Annotated in this window: 6 protein-coding genes; 1 reads left to right on the top strand and 5 read right to left on the bottom strand. The window is 55.8% G+C overall.

What is annotated here, in order from left to right; all coding sequences use genetic code 11:
- Positions 1 to 120: 120 nt before the first annotated feature.
- The 4 genes from SH528x_RS27380 to SH528x_RS27365 form a co-directional block, all read right to left on the bottom strand.
- Positions 121 to 900 (bottom strand): hypothetical protein, encoded by a 780-nt coding sequence (locus SH528x_RS27380; RefSeq protein WP_442506621.1) that lies wholly within the window; start codon positions 898 to 900, stop codon positions 121 to 123.
- Between the two features lie 1,236 nt (positions 901 to 2,136).
- Positions 2,137 to 6,837, bottom strand: a complete 4,701-nt coding sequence (locus SH528x_RS27375; protein ID WP_442512185.1) for a beta strand repeat-containing protein — start codon at positions 6,835 to 6,837, stop codon at positions 2,137 to 2,139.
- Positions 6,838 to 6,948: 111 nt separating this feature from the next.
- Positions 6,949 to 8,517: a beta strand repeat-containing protein gene (locus tag SH528x_RS27370; RefSeq protein ID WP_442506620.1), complete on the bottom strand. Its 1,569-nt coding sequence runs from the start codon at positions 8,515 to 8,517 to the stop codon at positions 6,949 to 6,951.
- A gap of 15 nt (positions 8,518 to 8,532) precedes the next feature.
- Positions 8,533 to 9,588, bottom strand: coding sequence for a TIGR03032 family protein (locus tag SH528x_RS27365; protein WP_442506619.1), 1,056 nt, complete (start codon positions 9,586 to 9,588; stop codon positions 8,533 to 8,535).
- Between the two features lie 636 nt (positions 9,589 to 10,224).
- Here SH528x_RS27365 and SH528x_RS27360 point away from each other — a divergent pair.
- Entirely contained in the window at positions 10,225 to 10,548 is a 324-nt protein-coding gene (locus tag SH528x_RS27360) for a glycosyltransferase (RefSeq protein WP_442506618.1), read from the top strand.
- A gap of 22 nt (positions 10,549 to 10,570) precedes the next feature.
- Here SH528x_RS27360 and SH528x_RS27355 read toward each other — a convergent pair whose 3' ends face one another.
- Positions 10,571 to 16,717, bottom strand: coding sequence for a golvesin C-terminal-like domain-containing protein (locus SH528x_RS27355; protein ID WP_442506617.1), 6,147 nt, complete (start codon positions 16,715 to 16,717; stop codon positions 10,571 to 10,573).
- Positions 16,718 to 17,038 lie beyond the last annotated feature (321 nt).

The following is a 17,038-nucleotide window of genomic DNA, read 5'->3' as shown; positions in this document are numbered from 1 at the left end:
TGGCCTAATATTCCCTTGCACTATGACAGTCTTAATGTGACAAAAAGGCTGTAGTAGCAATTTGTGAATGAATTTCTAGTGAGCGAGAAGTGAATTCATGACTGAGTTGATCGCATTCTGTCAATTTTGGTCGGAGGCGTAGTGGATGCTCATGCCGGATAGCGTTGGGCGTTCGTACCAACGACCGCCTGGCGTCAGGCAGCTTTCCTTGACACGTGTCATCGCGAAGTCGATTCCCGCTCCGACACGACTGAATGTGTAGGCGCCGTTGTATGGGTTGCTGTCGATCGCTCCGTACCAAATCAGACAGTTATTAATGGGGTCAAACGCGGTCAACGCTTGATCGAGCTGGGTGCCGGTGATGCTGATCAACCCGTTCAGGTCATGACGCACGCACAAAGATGCGGGTAGAGTCACCGACTCGGTGATGCGAAAGTTGTCGAAGGACTTTTCGATGCCGCTGGCTGGGTTGTCATCGTTTGGCTGCGACTTTATTTGTAAACCTGAGCTGAATTCAATCCTGGCCTCATTCAACGCTCGGTCGAGATCAATGGTGGAGTTCGCGAAACAGGATGTCAGCGAAGCGACTTGGTTCCAAATGACTACGTCATCGTTACTAGCGATCCTGTATCCCTCGACGCTGTTGACGAAACCAAACGGCCTCGCATTCGAAAATCCCAAGCTGCCAATCGTCCTATCCCCGTTGGACATTGGGACCGATTCAAAACATTCGTCCAAGATGCAGTTATCACCGTCCTGAGCATCGCTGACGATTGCGACTCCGTCGTCCTCGCAGAGATTTGCAGATTTGGCTCCAAGCAAATCTCTGGGCAAGAGAATCCGCCCCCCACGAAAACTGGCCGTTTGATGGTTGTTGCTACGGGTACTTGAGCTAGTCATGTGCCGCCCCCGAGATTGATTTTTGCGTTTGAGTATTCGCTGATGCGTCATCACGAAGCACTTTGTTGCCATCGTGCCGGGTTCAAGTCACGCCTTTGCCATACACGAGGTTGTATACACTCCGGAGGGCGCAGTCTACGCCCTTGCTCGTCCGCAAGGGGGCTGTCGTGCGAATAAACGTCTAGGGCGATTGTATTTCGTTCAGTTTCGCACCGAAATTCTAGGCTTCTTGAATGGTCCTTCTGTCGATTTTTGATGATCTAGGGGACATACCAGGGAAAGGGTTCATTTTGAGCATTCTGAACCGCCTTGACCTTTGGTTTGCTACGAGGGCGACCTCGCGGACGTGTTGTTGACCAGGTCCCCGTTCTTTCACAATTCCGCTATCCAATCCTTAGAGCCATACGCACAACCACGCTTGACCGAGTTTTGAATGACATCAAGCTCTTTCTTTGAAAGCGATGTATTGACACGATGGAGCCAATGAGGAGGTCTTCGGATCGGCCACGAAGTAAGCCAAGATGGATCCCAATCCTTGCCAGCGTGCCGCCGATGCAGCGAGCCGAAGGGCCAGTCTTCTGCACGAGCAACTAATTTTCCGCTTAATGCATTGCGTTCGACCTAGCAGCACACAGTGAGAAAATGCTCATCTTCCTGTCAGGGGAAGCTCTTGAAGAGGCCCTGGTAGAGATGCCCCATTCCGACTCGAGGTTGTGTGAATTGTACCGGAACGTATGCGTTGCAGAGCCCCAGTCCAACAGCTTTCCCATCTTACCGTGTTCGCGAGGCCGAACGACTAAATGCCAATGCGTTGGCATCAGGCAATAGGCAACAAATCGACCGGATACTTCTCTAGCTCTTGCTGCAAGGTTCGCAGAAACGCAAGATAGTCCTCCGGTTTAAGGAAGGCTCTCGGCGGTCATTACCTCTGTTCAACGCATGGTAAATTCGGCCTGCTTCATCAGCGCATTTGGTGCCTGGCATATAGAGCCCCAGTCGGTGACTCGAGCTGCTCTAATTGGCTTTGAGACAATAGATTTGTAGAAGATGCGGCCCAAAATACCCCCCCCTTTTTTATGCTCCTCGCCTCTTTATGCTCATTTGATTTCACACGGAGGCGAACGAGCATTCGACACAGAGCTATGCCTTTGCATCGGCCAAGCACTTATTGCCTCGTCCACTACCGATTGTGCGACCTGAAGTTTGGCCGATGCTTAGCTAAGATCCACTCGGGTGTTATTCCAAAACGAACCGCACAGCATCGGCGACAACATGCTGGTTGGCATCTTGTGTTAGAAGTTGCACCGATGCGGAGCCATTGCTTAACGCGAAGGAGCCTAACAGTACCCAGGTTCCTCCCCCGCTCGTTTGGTCAACCACAACAGTCGTTGTTCCCCCATTGTGCGTTACCACGTAAGTCGCGTTGGTCGCTCGCAGTTCGTGCGACGTGTAGCGAACATAGACTTGGTACTGTTGACCTGAATTGGCCAGTGTCGGTGTCCAAGTCGCGGTCGCTGTCGAACCGGTTTGTGCGGCTAAGTAGTTCGAGCCGACAAAACCGCCCACTGAGGTACTGTTGAAAAAACGTGAGCTTGGATCATTCAAAGTAAATCCAGGACCGGAATTATCGACGATCACTTCTTCTTGCAAATCTTCGGTGACAACAAAACTAGCGATCGAATCGATGTTCGCATTCCCTGACAGGTCCGCAAACGTTCCTGCCGCAAATACTGCGTCCACCGCTCCAGGCGAAAAGTCGTTGCTCGTGGCGTAACGGTAGGTTGCACCTGAATTGGATATCGGTGTACCGCTAACAGTCACTCCAACAGCCCCGGCGCCAGTAAGGGTAAACTCTTGCTGTGAATCCATGATGGAATCAACGTCGAGACCCGATCTTGAAGTGCTCGCGAATGTGACGTCGATATAGTTTTGACCATTGATTGCGGTCTCCACGATTAAGGCACCCGCGATGGGATCAGCAAGAGTGGCGGTCGGCGCACCGGTTGTGCTGCCGACTCGGATAAACTGGACGGCATCACCAACGACGAAGCCATCTGCATCGGACGCTCGTAGCGTCACGCTGCCCGATGTGCCGACCAAGAAGTTGAACATGCCGAGTGATTGATACTCTCCGCCACCGGTGCGTTGATCCACCCGTACGACCGACGTTCCATTTTGCGAGACAACTTCATAGGCCGCGTTGGATGCTCGCGAGCTTCCGCCTGTGTAATTGACGAATACTTCATAGGAGCCATCCGACGGAATGGTTGGTGTGTAAACCAACCGTCCAGCCCCGCCCGCGTTGGCGTACAAGTAATTGGGTCCGACGTAGCCAACCGTGGACTCGCTGACGGCCCAGTTGTTGACTTGAGTCGCGTCCGTGTTATCCAGAGTGATGCGCAACATGCCATCGGTCAGTGTAAACGACTCTTGCTCGGCAAGGTTACCACTTGCAGTGGTGTTGGCGAACGCACCAGCAGTGAAATTCACGGTCACATCGCCGGCGACAAACGATCCGGCAAACGAATACCGGTACGTCGTTCCCGACTGCAGCACACCGGCTCCATCGATCACGGCGGTGCCGACGCCAGGACCGGAGAGAGTGAACTCAGGAGCCGCGTCGACCACCGTTGCCTCGTCCAAGCCCGCCGTTGAATGAAAGGTCACGTCAATGAATTTGTCGGCATTGAGCGCCGCAGCGGTGAGCGTTTGTCCGGAAGTCGGATTGGCAAGGTTAGCGGACGGTACGGCGACGGGGGCTCCGACAAATGCAAATCGCACTGCATCGGCAGTCACGTAACCATCGGAGCCAGCGGCGTCGATGATGACATGGCCATCCGTGCCTATTGCAAAGTTAAACAGGCCTAGTGATTGAAACACACCACCGCCAGTTTTCTGGTTTTGCGAAACCACAAACGTCCCATCGGCGTGCGTCACACTGAATTTGGCATTGCTGGCACGATTGGCGTGCGAACTGTATTTCACGAACACTTCGTACTGACCAGCGTCCGTAATCGTCGGTGTGAACGTCGCGGTCGAGTTGGATCCTGGCAAGGTATAAACGTAGTATGCACCCTCGAAACCGGGTGTCGAAACGCTTGGGGACCATCCACCAACTAATGTGGTCGTCGCCGTGTTCTCTGTGTCCAGGCTGATTGTTTCATTGGGCACATCCGTAACCGTGACTGTAATGGCTTGCTCAAAGCTTAGCCCACCCTGGTCAGTCGAGCGAACTCGGATACTGTAGTTGTTCTTCGCCTCAAAGTTGAAACTGGAATTCGTCGTTATTGTATTGCCACTGATCGTGAAGGCAGCGTTGTCCGTGTCACCCGTGCCCGCAACCAGACTATACGTGAACGTGTCGCCTGCATCGGGATCGGTCGTGGTCAATGTGCCGACGGTTGAGCCAGCCGGCTCATTCTCTGGCACCGACGTCGGTGCTAAAGCCAATCCAGTTGGGGCTTGATTGACCGACTGAATCTTTAGAACGGCCGCCCCCTGAGTAAAGACTTCGAAGGTGTCCGCTCCGATCGTTTCGTTGGCTCCCTGCGTCCAGCCGGTGCCGATGTTGACCGTGTCGCCTGAGTTGCGGCGGACGATTAGCGTGTTGGATTCATCGGAAACGTTTAGGACTTCGCGCTGATTGAGCGTCAGCGTGTTGTTGCCAGATCCCGTGATATCGATCTGCTCGATCCCTAACAATCGGTTGTCCTGCAGCGTGGTCAGGTCCAGCGACAACCCGGTTCCGTCGAGCCGCAATGTATCCGTACCGTTGCCGCCAACGATCCGTTGGAACGACAGGTCGCTCACCGCCAGCACGTCGTTGCCTTCGCCGCCACGGAGCACATCCGCCCCGCCACCGCCAATGAGCGTATCGTTACCTCGACCGCCAATCATCACATCGGTTGCAGCCGTGCCTGTCAGTGTTTCTCCCGCCGCCGTCCCCTGATGCGTGACTGCTGCCGTGAAGTCAGCGCCGAAGATTACATAGCTCTCACCTGCACTCGATTTGGCGTCGCCCGACGCATCCGCACGATAGGCACCGATCAGCAGGTCGTCAAAGCCGTCCCCGTTCACGTCACCCGCGCTGCTCACAGAGCGGCCGCTCTGATCATCCACATCCGCTCCGAAGATGGTGATCCCGGCCGTGCCCAGGTTGGCCAGATCGATCGTCGTCGGCAGCGAGGAACCGCCGAAAATCACGTAGCTGTCACCCGCATAAGACTTGGCATTGCCCGACGCATCGGCTGCACCGATCAGCAGATCGTCGAAGCCGTCCCCGTTCACGTCTCCCGCACTACTCACCGAACCACCGCTATCGTCACCCCCGTCGGCTCCAAAGATGGTGATCCCGGCGGTCCCCAGGTTGGCGAGATCGATCGTTGTCGGCAGCGAGGCGCCGCCGAAAATCACGTAGCTGTCACCCGCCTCCGATTTGGCGTTGCCCGACGCATCGGCATGGAGAGCTCCGATCAGCAGGTCGTCGAAGCCGTCTCCGTTCACGTCCCCAGCGCTGCTCACCGACCAACCGCTGAAGTCACCCGCGTCGGCTCCAAAGATGGTGATCCCGGCCGTGCCCAGGTTGGCCAGATCGATCGTCGTTGGCAGTGAGGCACCGCCGAAGATCACGTAGCTGTCACCCGCATCCGGTTTGGCGTTGCCCGACGCATCGGCACCGTGGGCTCCGATCAGCAGGTCGTCAAAGCCGTCCCCGTTCACGTCACCCGCACTGCTCACCGAAATGCCGCTAAAGTCCGTAACGTCCGCTCCGAAGATAGTGATCCCAGCCGTGCCGAGGCTGGCCAGATCGATCGTCGTCGGCAGCGAGGCACCGCCGAAGATCACGTAACTGTCACCCGCAAGCGATTTGACGTTTCCCGACGCATCGGCACGGTTGGCACCGATCAGCAGGTCGTCGAAGCCGTCCCCGTTCACGTCCCCTGCGCTGCTCACCGAATCGCCGCTTATGTCATTCGCGTCCGCTCCGAAGATGGTGATCCCGGCCGTGCCCAGGTTGGCGAGATCGATCGTCTTCGGCAGCGAGGCACCGCCGAAGATCACGTAACTGTCACCCGCATCCGGTTTGGCATTGCCCGACGCATCGGCACCGGGGGCACCGATCAGCAGGTCGTCGAAGCCGTCTCCGTTCACGTCCCCCGCGCTGCTCACCGACCAACCGCTGAAGTCGCTTGCGTCCGCTCCGAAGATGGTGATCCCGGCCGCGCCCAGGTTGGCCAAATCGATCGTTGTCGGCAGCGAGGAACCGCCGAAGACCACGTAGCTGTCACCTGCATTCGATTTGGCATTGCCCGACGCATCGGCACCGTGGGCACCGATCAGCAGGTCATCGAAGCCGTCCCCGTTCACGTCACCAGCGCTGCTCACCGAAATGCCGCTTAGGTCATCCGCCTCCGCGCCGAAGATCGTCGAGCCTTGAGCGGCAGTCAGCGTCGCTAAGTCAATGATAATAGACAGAGCCACGGTCGATTGGATCTTTAGGATTGCCTGACCCTGACTAAAGACTTCAAAGGTGTCAGCACCAATGGTTTCGTTGGCCCCCTGAGTCCAACCGCTTCCCATATTGACCGTGTCGCCTGAGTTGCGGCGAACGATTAGCGTATTGGATTCATCGGAAACATTTAGGACTTCGCGCTGATTGAGCGTCAGCGTGTTGTTGCCAGATCCCGTGATATCGATCTGCTCGATCCCTAACAATCGGTTGTCCTGCAGCGTGGTCAGGTCCAGCGACAACCCGGTCCCGTCGAGCCGCAATGTATCCGTACCGTTGCCGCCAACGATCCGTTGGAACGACAGGTCGCTCACCGCCAGCACGTCGTTGCCTTCGCCGCCACGGAGCACATCCGCCCCGCCACCGCCAATGAGCGTATCGTTACCTAAGCCGCCGATCATCACATTCGCTGCTGCATTACCTGTCAGCGTTTCTGCCGCCGCTGTCCCCTGATGCGTGACTGCTGCGGTGAAGTCAGCGCCGAAGATTATATAGCTCTCACCGGCCTCCGATTTGGCGTTGCCCGACGCGTCGGCACGTCAGGCACCGATCAGCAGGTCGTCGAAGCCGTCCCCGTTCACGTCACCTGCGCTGCTCACCGAACGACCGCTCTGGTCAATCGCGTCCGCTCCGAAGATGGTGATCCCGGCTGTCCCCAGGTTGGCCAGATCGATCGTCATCGGTAGTGAGGCACCGCCGAAGATCACGTAGCTGTCACCCGCCTGCGAATTGCCGTTGCCCGATCCATCCGCCAACCAAGCACCAATCAGCAGATCGTCGAAGCCGTCCCCGTTCACGTCACCGGCGCTGCTCACCGACCAACCGCTAAAGTCATTCGCTTCCGCGCCGAAGATGGTGATTCCGGCTGTCCCCAGGTTGGCCAGGTCGATCGTCGTCGGCAGCGAGGCACGGCCGAAGATCACGTAACTGTCACCCGCACCCGATTTGGCATTGCCCGACGCATCGGCAACGTAGGCACCGATCAGCAGGTCGTCGAAGCCGTCCCCGTTCACGTCTCCAGCGTTGCTCACCGAATAACCACTAAAGTCAAACCCGTCCGCTCCGAAGATGGTGATCCCGGCCGTGCCCAGGTTGGCCAGATCGATCGTCGTTGGCAGCGAGGCTCCGCCGAAGATCACGTAGCTGTCACCCGCATAAGATTTGGCATTGCCCGACGCATCGGCACGGTTGGCACCGATCAGCAGGTCGTCGAAGCCGTCACCGTTCACATCACCTGCGCTGCTCACTGAATCGCCGCTCCTGTCACTCGCGTCCGCTCCGAAGATGGTGATCCCGGCCGTGCCCAGGTTGGCAAGATCGATCGTCGTTGGCAGTGAGGCACCGCCGAAGATCACGTAGCTGTCACCCGCATAAGATTTGGCATTGCCCGACGCATCGGCACGGTTGGCACCGATCAGCAGGTCGTCGAAGCCGTCACCGTTCACGTCACCCGCACTGCTCACCGAAATGCCGCTAAAGTCCGTAACGTCCGCTCCGAAGATGGTGATCCCAGCCGTGCCCAGGTTGGCCAGATCGATCGTCGTCGGCAGCGAGGCACCGCCGAAGATCACGTAACTGTCACCCGCACCCGATTTGACGTTGCCCGACGCATCGGCACGATAGGCACCGATCAGCAGGTCGTCGAAGCCGTCCCCATTCACGTCTCCAGCGCTACTCACCGAACCGCCGCTAAAGTCACCCTCGCCCGCTCCGAAGATGGTGATCCCGGCCGTTCCCAGGTTGGCCAAATCAATCGTCGTCGGCAGCGAGGCACCGCCGAAGATCACGTAGCTGTCACCCGCAGACGATTTGGCGTTGTTCGACGCATCGGCCACGCGGGCACCGATCAGCAGGTCGTCAAAGCCGTCCCCGTTCACGTCACCAGCGCTGCTCACCGAAAAGCCGCTCTGGTCATCCGCGTCCGCGCCGAAGATCGTCGAGCCTTGAGCGGCAGTCAGCGTCCCGAGGTCGATCGTCGTGAGCAAGCGGCGTTCTTCCATTTGCTCGATGAGTAAACGACGTAGCCGATGACGGCGCGGCGTCTTCGTTCTACTCAAGTCGCCATGAACGCGGTGCAACAACCTAGAGATTTGCTTCGAAATTTTCATGATAATGCTCTACTCTCAGAGAGATTGCTCCAAACCAAGTCTTAAAACACGACGTATCTCATCGGTCTTGAAACCCAGGGCTTGCGGTCGCAAGACATTCGCCAGGGCTACCACGTCATATAGCTCCGTGACCACTCCTTCGACACGGATCCAGTGGACCACATCGCCACTTTTCAGGTCGATCACCTGCAACCCGCAGCGTGCCTCGGCATCGCCCGCTTGCAGGTTGATGTCCAGTTCCAGTCCGCTGAATGTTTTGTTCTCGCGCGGTTTCGATAGACCCACGATGGCATAGTCACCGTGGAACGACAGACCGCGCAAATACCCAGGGCAAAACGCTACCGCTTCAAATCGACCCGCCGAGAGGTCGATAAATCCAAAGTGGCCGGTGCCTGAATTGAGTACCCATAGCTTGTCTCGATAGACGCGAGGCGAATGGGGCATCGAAAGACCCGTTGCGACAATCTCGTTGGACTGCACATCGATGACGCAGCCACCATCGTGCCGGCGATCGCGCCAACCGTCCGCGACGTCCGATTGGCTCACCGCAGTAACGTACTTCGCCAGACCGTTCTCTAAGGCCAAACCGTTCAGGTGACAGCGATCTTCAGCGGCCAGCTTGCTGAGAAATGGCGGACTCCACAGCGAGACAAAACTATGCGTCTGGCTGAACGTGGCCAAGCAGCCAAAGAGCGTGTTGACAAACACCACCCGGCCACTCGATTCGACAGCGACGTCATGAATATCCAAATCGCCCGTCGTGTAGCCAACCTGAGGAACATATAGCCGATCGTATCCACCAGCGATTTGACCAGGCTCAAGCACGTTTTCGAATCGCCATAGTTGATACAGCGAGGACATCCACATTGTTTGGCCATCGGCCCAAAGCCCCAGACAACGATTGAAAGTACGTTCAAAAACGGACAGTCTGCCATCGGGTTGTAGACCGAGCAGAAACAGCTTCCCAGCCTGGTACGTGGTCAATGCCAAACTCAATCGCTGCTCATGCATCCAATTCGTAAACTGGCGTGATGTGTTGATTTCGAGCAGTGGGGCCGGGGTGTTTGTCATTGCGGGTCAAAACTGTGGAAATAATTGCTGAAAAAAGTGTCACCTCCTTTTGCTATTAAGTTGGCGAGCCTTTTCCATCCGTGCGGGGCCACGGTTTGGGTTGACTGACAATCGGAAGTTACCAGGGACGGAAGCGACTAAGGTGGAGCATCATCAGCAGAATCGCAAACGAACCTGTTGGCATTTCGCCCTTTGGAGGTGGGGGATAGTCTAGTTGCAACAAATGCACCAATTGCACCTGCAGAGCGGAATACCGAAAAACTGCGAATAACAGACCTGAGAATAGGGTGTTTCAAGCCCCACGATGAGCGGCGCGGCAAAATGCCGCACCGATGCAATCCCATTGAGTTGACGACTGTTCCTTTGACTTTCGCGTTCGTCGGTGCCGCGTGCAGGCAATGGGCAATGATTCCTTAGGTACTGGATTTCTGGTGAATCCGACTACGCTTCGCTTGCGGTCGTACCGCCTTACGATCAAGGCGTCGCACCATTGACAACGAAGTCGGTCACATCGACGTTGACCACGTTCTCATTGAACCGAGCCAGGAAGACGAGTGAATCTGCACCGGTGGTTTCTTCGATTGATGTCAATGATGGTGGGGTTGTATCACCACTTTGTGTTTGCGATGCAGCGTAGTGAGCGCTGATCCTGGCTGCCGAAAGGGCGGTACCATAAACCGCCGCTTCATCGAGCGAGCCGTTTTAACGATAGGCTGTGGTCGCCCCACGGTTGTTGCATCGGCAGGGGGTGCAGCCGAATTGTTCCGTGATGGGATCGATGCGTTAGGGCATCTTCCTGGAGATGTTCAATCATTGGCCTCTGTACTTCGGCGTCTATCGAACGATCACGATCTGAGATGCCGAATCGGGAAGTCGGCACGCCAGAGGTCGACGAGTCAATACTCGGTCGACCGATATGGTCAAGAGATGGCGTCCGTCTTTGAGAACGCGATCGTTTAATGTAATGAGCTCTGCTCGAGCGTTAATCGAAAACGAACCGCACAGCATCGGCGACAACATACTGGTTGGCATCCTGTGTCAGGAGCTGCACCGACGCAGTGCCATTGGTGAGCGTGAATGTTCCTAATAGCACCCATGTTCCACCTCCGCTCGTTTGGTTAACGACGACTTGCGTCGTTCCTCCGTTGTGCGTTACCACGTAAGTCGCGTTGGTCGCTCGCAGTTCGTGCGACGTGTAGCGAACATACACTTGGTACGGTTGGCCTGAATTGACAAGTGTCGGTGTCCAAGTCGCGGTCGCTGTCGAACCGGTTTGTGCAGCTAAGTAATTCGATCCGACAAAGCCGCCCACTGAGGTACTGCTGAAAAAGCGTGAGCTTGGATCATTCACAATAAACCCAGGACTGGAATTGTCGACAATTACTTCTTCTTGCAAGTCTTCCGCAACAACAAAACTCTCGATCGAATCGATGTTCGTATTCGCTGACTGGTCCGCAAACGTTCCTGCTGCAAATACTGCGTCAACTGCTCCAGGCGAAAAATCACCGTTCGTGGCGTAGCGGTAGGTTGTGCCTGAGACGAGTGTCGGTTCTCCGTTAACAGTCACCCCGGCAGCGCCGGCTCCACTAAGCGTAAACTCTGGCTGTGCGTCGGTGATCGTCGAAACATCGAGACTTGCTCCTGAATTGACGCTAAAGGTGACATCGAGGTAGTCACGACCATTGATTGCCGTCACCACGATTGAGGCACCGGCAATGGGATCAACAAGGGTCGCCGTCGGTGCACCGGTTGTGTTGCCGACTCGAACAAACTGCACCGCATCACCAACGACGAAGCCATTTGCATCCGACGCTCGTAGCGTCACGCTGCCCGATGTGCCAGCCAGGAAATTGAACGTGCCGAGTGATTGATACACTCCCCCACCGGTGCGTTGATCTACACGCACGAGCGAAGTTCCATTCTGTGAAACGACTTCGTAGGCAGCATTCGAAGCTCTCGAAGAACCGTCTGTGTAGTTGGCGAACACTTCATAGAGACCATCCAAAGGAATGGTTGGTGTGTAAGTCAACCGTCCCGCGCCACCGGGGATCGTGTACAAATAGTCGAAGCCAACATAGCCAACCGTGGATGAGCTGATGGACCACTGGTTGACTCGGACGGCATCGGCATTGTCCAAAGAAATTCGCACAGCTCCGTCGATCAGTGTGAACGACTCTTGCGAGGCAAGGTTGCCCGTGGTGTTAAGGTCGGCAAACGATCCGGCAGTGAAATCCACAATGACATCGCCGGGGACAAACGATCCGGTAAACGAGTAGCGGTACGTCGTTCCTGACTGTAGGACGCCCACGCCATTGACAACGGCTGTGCCAACACCCGATCCTGAAATCGTGAACTCGTCGCCGGCGTCGACAACGGTTGCCGTGTCCAAGCCGACTGTTGAGTTAAAAGTCACGTCAATGAACCCGTTTGCATTGAGCGCCACCGATGTCAACGATTGACCGTCGGTCGGACTGGCAAGGTTCGACGATGGTGCGGCGACTTCGTTACCCACACGCACAAATTGAACCGAATCGGCAGTGACAATGCCGTTCGAGCCTGCAGCATTAACAACGACTTTGCCGCTCGTCCCGACGGAGAAATTGAACAGCCCCAACGATTGGAATACGCCGCCACCAGTCCTTTGATCTTGAGTCGTTGCAAACGTACCGTCGGCATGAACGACGCTAACCGAAACATTTGACGCACGATTTGCGTGTGAACTGTATTTGACAAACACCTCGTATTGACCGGCCGATCCAATGGTCGGCCTAAACGTGGCCAAAGAGTTTGATCCAGGCTTTGCGTAGACATAGTTGGCTCCATCAAAACCAGGCACGGATGTGCTTGGATTCCAGCCACCAGCCAACGTTGAACCGATTGTGTTTTCTGTATCCGGCGTCAGAAGAACATTGAGCGTTCCTGGCGAGTCATCAGAGGGGCCATACCAATCGCCAGGAGTTCCTGGAACAGTATTGTCGCGTTGCAAAGACAAGCCCTGCGTCGTCGTGCCTGATTCAAGGACAAGTGCACCAACATCGACGGCGGGGAGACCGACCGCAGGCCCCGCAGTCGCATCAAAGGTTCCTTCGTAGCTGAAGAATTCAAGTACATTACCTTGCGGATTGACTAAAGCGAAACCATCGTTTCCGTTGTCGAACCCAGCCGGTTCACCGCTAAAGTCCAATGCACCGAATCCAGTGCCGCCTTCATTGTCGATCACGCCGCTGAGGTTGATCGTGCGGATCACAGTTCCGGCATTGCCGTCATAATGGACAATCGTCCAACCTGCCAGATCAACACCAGCGGTGCCGGCGACTTCGATAAACTCATTTAGATCACCGGCGGAGTCTTCATAATGAAACTCGTTGATCCAAAGCTTGTCATTGTCGGTGATGACGATGGAGTCAAAGCTGTTGGGGCCCAGCGTGAGGCCGACTGAAGGGTTTGAAATCGTCAGTGTCGCGGTCTCCAACGCTTCGACAACGTTGTCATCCTGAACCGTGAACGTGACACTCCCGGTGGTCTGGCCGTCCAGGATTGTGATCGTCGTGTTCGACAGAGCAAAGTCGCCAGCAGTGATGCCCGTGCCAGTAACCCCAACAGTGACGGTTTGATTTCCGACCACTGGCTTGTCGGTCTGGGCGGTCGCAGTGACAACGGTGCCGAGGGCTTCGGTGCCGCTGTTGGAACTCAGTACCAGATTGACTTTCGGTAGCGCACCTGATTCCAGTGTGAATTGGTCGAAGGCGATTTCCTCTTCGTTCCCGGACGAGACCGTAATTCTCAGATCCAGATTCGAGCCCAAACCGGCGATGGATCCGTAGAATCGGGACAAATTCAGCCCCAATAGCGAACCGTCACCGAGGCCGTCAAAATTCGTGTCCTGAGCCATGCTGCTGTTGCCTGCGGCATTCTGAGCCTGAAATTCCAGGACCTTCACGAAGGGGCCTGCGTCAATCTTTGCCTCAATCAGAATGAAGTCGTCAGGTTCAAACCGAGACACATCCTCGGTTGCTCCAAAGAAACCACTGAACAGCAATTCGCTCCTGCCGGTAATGTTGATTCCGGTCCAGTTGATCACGTCTGGGTTCACACCGCCACCACTGCCCACGTCTTCGGCGCGCCAGTAGGTGCCGTCCTGAATGTTAGTGAATGTTTGATTGAATCCGTTGGCACCGCCGCCAGTCACGGATGTTCGCACGAAGTACTGGTTGGGTGCGCGAATGGTCCCGTCATCTTTATTGGCGTGATTCGGAGCGTCGCGGTCTCCCGTCGTCGGCCCCGTGCCTTCAAAATTGTCGGTCCAGAAGTTGATCCCCTCGCCAATACCCTGGATCGCAAACGTGTAGGGATTCTCGTCCGCATCGTCATTCGCAATCGACACGATAGCATTTCGAACTCCGGTCAGACTCGGATCGAAAGTGATTTGGAATGTGGTTGTTCCGGTGTTTGCCGCGATCGATGCCGACGGAATGGCGGTGACGGTGAAATCAGAGGCGTTCGTCCCGCCGATGGTGACAAATGGTGACGCACCAGTGAGAGTTAACGGGTCCGCACCGGTATTGGAAATGGTGAAGGTGTGGACTACTGTTCCTGCGACCGTGTTGACTGCTCCAAAGTAGGTGTCGTCGGCAACATCCGGCGTCGTATCACCGCTGGCGATGGAATTGGTCAAGCCAGAAATATCCATTTCGGCACCCGCGAACCCCTGAATGCTGAAGTTGTATGGATTCTCGTCCGCGTCATCGTTGGCAATGGTGAGCGTCGCTGTTCTCAGACCGGATGCTTGCGGATCGAACGTGATCTGGAACGAGGTGGTTCCGGTGCCCGCAGCCAGTGAAGCACTGGGGATCTGGGTCACACTGAAGTCGCCTGGATTCGTTCCGCCGATTGCGACAAACGGTGAGGCACCGATCAGATTCAAGACTTCTGTGCCGACGTTGTTGATGGTGAAGGTCTTCACCGCCGTCGCCGCCAGACTCACATTACCGAAATGGGTGCCGTCGTTTGTGGCTGGTGTCGTGTCGCCATCGGCAATGACCAATCCACCGCCCCGAACTTCCATCTCAGGTGCCAGAGCCACGTCGGACTCCAAGATGAATTGATCAAAAGCAATTTCCTGATTGTTGCCGTCACCGCGAACAGTAATGCGCAGATCGAGCGAGGCGCCGGTGCCGCCAATGGTTCCCAGAAATTCCCTCAGTGTGTTATCAAGCACAGTACCGTCGCCGCGTCCATCGCCGGTTGTATCGAGGCCCAAATGAGAGTTGCCGGAGGCCGTCTGTGTACCGAATTCCAGAACTTCGACGAAATCGCCAGGGAGGGTACTATCGATGCGTGCTTCCACCCGAATCAGGTCCGGATTTTCAAACCGGAACCCGTCGTCGGAGGCACCAAAGAAACCACCGAACTGCAGACCTGTACGACCGGTGATGTCAATACCGTTCCAGTTGATGACTTCTTCGAAAGTGGTCGTGCCGTTGCCCGTACGTTCACTGCGCCAGTATTTTGCTCCCTGGATGGTGAACACTTCGTCAAAGTCCGCCGTGGGACCGGAACCTGTGTCATCGGTGCGTCCGAAATAATCACCGCTACCGTTGATCACGCCCTCGGAGTCTCCGGTGAGCGGGGTGATGCGTGTGCCTTCGGTCGGATGAATTCCATCTTCAAAACCGTCCGTCCAGAATGTGACTCCTCGGCCACGACCCTGAATGGTAAAGTCGTAGGGGGCCTCGTCGGGATCGTTGTTTGGAATGGAAACGGTTCCCGTGACAACGCCAACAACCGACGGGTCAAATTTGATCTTAAACGTTGTCGAGCCCGCAGGTGCGACAGTGGTCGCCGGTTGTGCGGTGACCGTGAAGTCCGATCCGCTTACCGTCACGATACCCGGAGTCAACGCGTCGATTCCCGTGTTCAGAATCGTAAATGTATGTTCCACCATGCCGGCGTTGGCACTGACAGCGCCGAAATCGGTGTTGTCGGCGGCGACCGGCGTGGTGTCGCCGTCGGCGATGGAATTGCCATTACTCTGGACGTCGATTTCCGGGCCGGAAAATCCTGAAACGTCAAAGTTAAATGTGGTTTCGTCTGGATCGTCGCTGACGATGTTGACCGTCGCTGTTCGCGTGCCGAACGCGGATGGGTTAAATGTGACTTGAAACGTCGTCGTGCCAGTGGTCGCAACAACTGGCGAAGCCGGATTTGCAGTGATCGTGAAATCTGAATTCGTGGTGGTGACACTGCTGATGGCCAGCGGGCCATCTCCGATGTTATTAATTGTAAATGTTCTATTCTGGATTGCCGGGTCCGTCACCGACACATTGCCAAAGTCGGTGCCGTCTGTGGCGCTGGGGCTGACGTCCCCATCAAGGATTTCATTGTTGCCAATGCCCCGTACCTCGATGTCCGGGACACCGGCAATTTCTTCAGTCAGTGTAAACTGATCAAACCCGATTTCCTCCGAGTTGCCGTCACCATGCACGGTGACCGTGAGGTTCAGCAGGTTCCCGGACCCTGGAATCACAAGATCCTGAAAGTGCTGAAACGCGTTGACCAATTGTTCCGAGCCACCGGATACGCGGGTCATCAGACCGCTACCACTTGTCGGTGCAACAAACTCAATCAGAGTCACAGATGGCTGAGCGTCGATCTGTGCCTCGACTCGAACAAAGTCGCCATTTTCCCATCGGCTGGCTGTTTCATTGGCACCGAACCATCCGTTGAACTTCAGTGAGGATTTTCCAGCGATATCGATCCCGGTCCAGTTCACGATGCCCTCTGCCGGGCTTCCGCCGCTACCAGGTTGCGGCGTACCGGTTCGCTCACTGCGCCAATGGCGGAGGCCGGTGATATTTGAGAACACCTCTGTCTGCCCTTCCGAACCGGTTGGTCCGTTTGACGTGCTCGGAAAGAAGTAACGGTCAGGGCTGACAACAACACCTTCTGGGCCTGCATAGTTCGTGCCGCGTATTCCACTACCCAGAGTTGGCCCGGCCGTTTCAAAGCCGTCGGTCCAGAAGGTGGTCGCCGCCAGCAAGCGGCGATTTTCCAACTTTTCACATAGCAAGCGTCGGCGTCGCTTAGAGACACTGCGTTTAACGGTTTTGGATTTGTGTTTGTGGAGCATGTTCAGATTTCAAAACCGAAAAGGATGTTGGACACGCCGAACGGCGTCCGAGCTCGTACCATGCTCGGTATCAATATGGCGAGAATCGCCCCCCCCATGTTGCTATAATCTGATCGTAATGCCGTGAGTGTCGCAGTACCATCGTTTTTACCGCCACAATCGGAAGATTTCACCAATCCCGAGATAGAAACAGGTGTTCATCCGCGCACGAGTCTTCGAGCTGGCAAACCGATCCATTTCTTGTCGTCATAACCCGAGATTTTCCCAATAATTGCAGCGAAAAGAGAAAGCAATTCACTGTTCGTTTAGGGACCCTTCACA

The sequence above is a fragment of the Novipirellula methanifontis genome (assembly GCF_052161655.1).
Lineage (GTDB): Bacteria > Planctomycetota > Planctomycetia > Pirellulales > Pirellulaceae > Novipirellula.
This window is presented reverse-complemented; position numbering and strand designations above follow the sequence as displayed.

What these genes read in the sequence shown, in the direction of transcription:
- SH528x_RS27365 (WP_442506619.1), bottom strand. Translation starts at nt 9,588, where the DNA reads ATGACAAACACCCCGGCCCCACTGCTCGAAATCAACACATCACGCCAG.
- SH528x_RS27355 (WP_442506617.1), bottom strand. Translation starts at nt 16,717, where the DNA reads ATGCTCCACAAACACAAATCCAAAACCGTTAAACGCAGTGTCTCTAAG.
- SH528x_RS27370 (WP_442506620.1), bottom strand. Translation starts at nt 8,517, where the DNA reads ATGAAAATTTCGAAGCAAATCTCTAGGTTGTTGCACCGCGTTCATGGC.
- SH528x_RS27380 (WP_442506621.1), bottom strand. Translation starts at nt 900, where the DNA reads ATGACTAGCTCAAGTACCCGTAGCAACAACCATCAAACGGCCAGTTTT.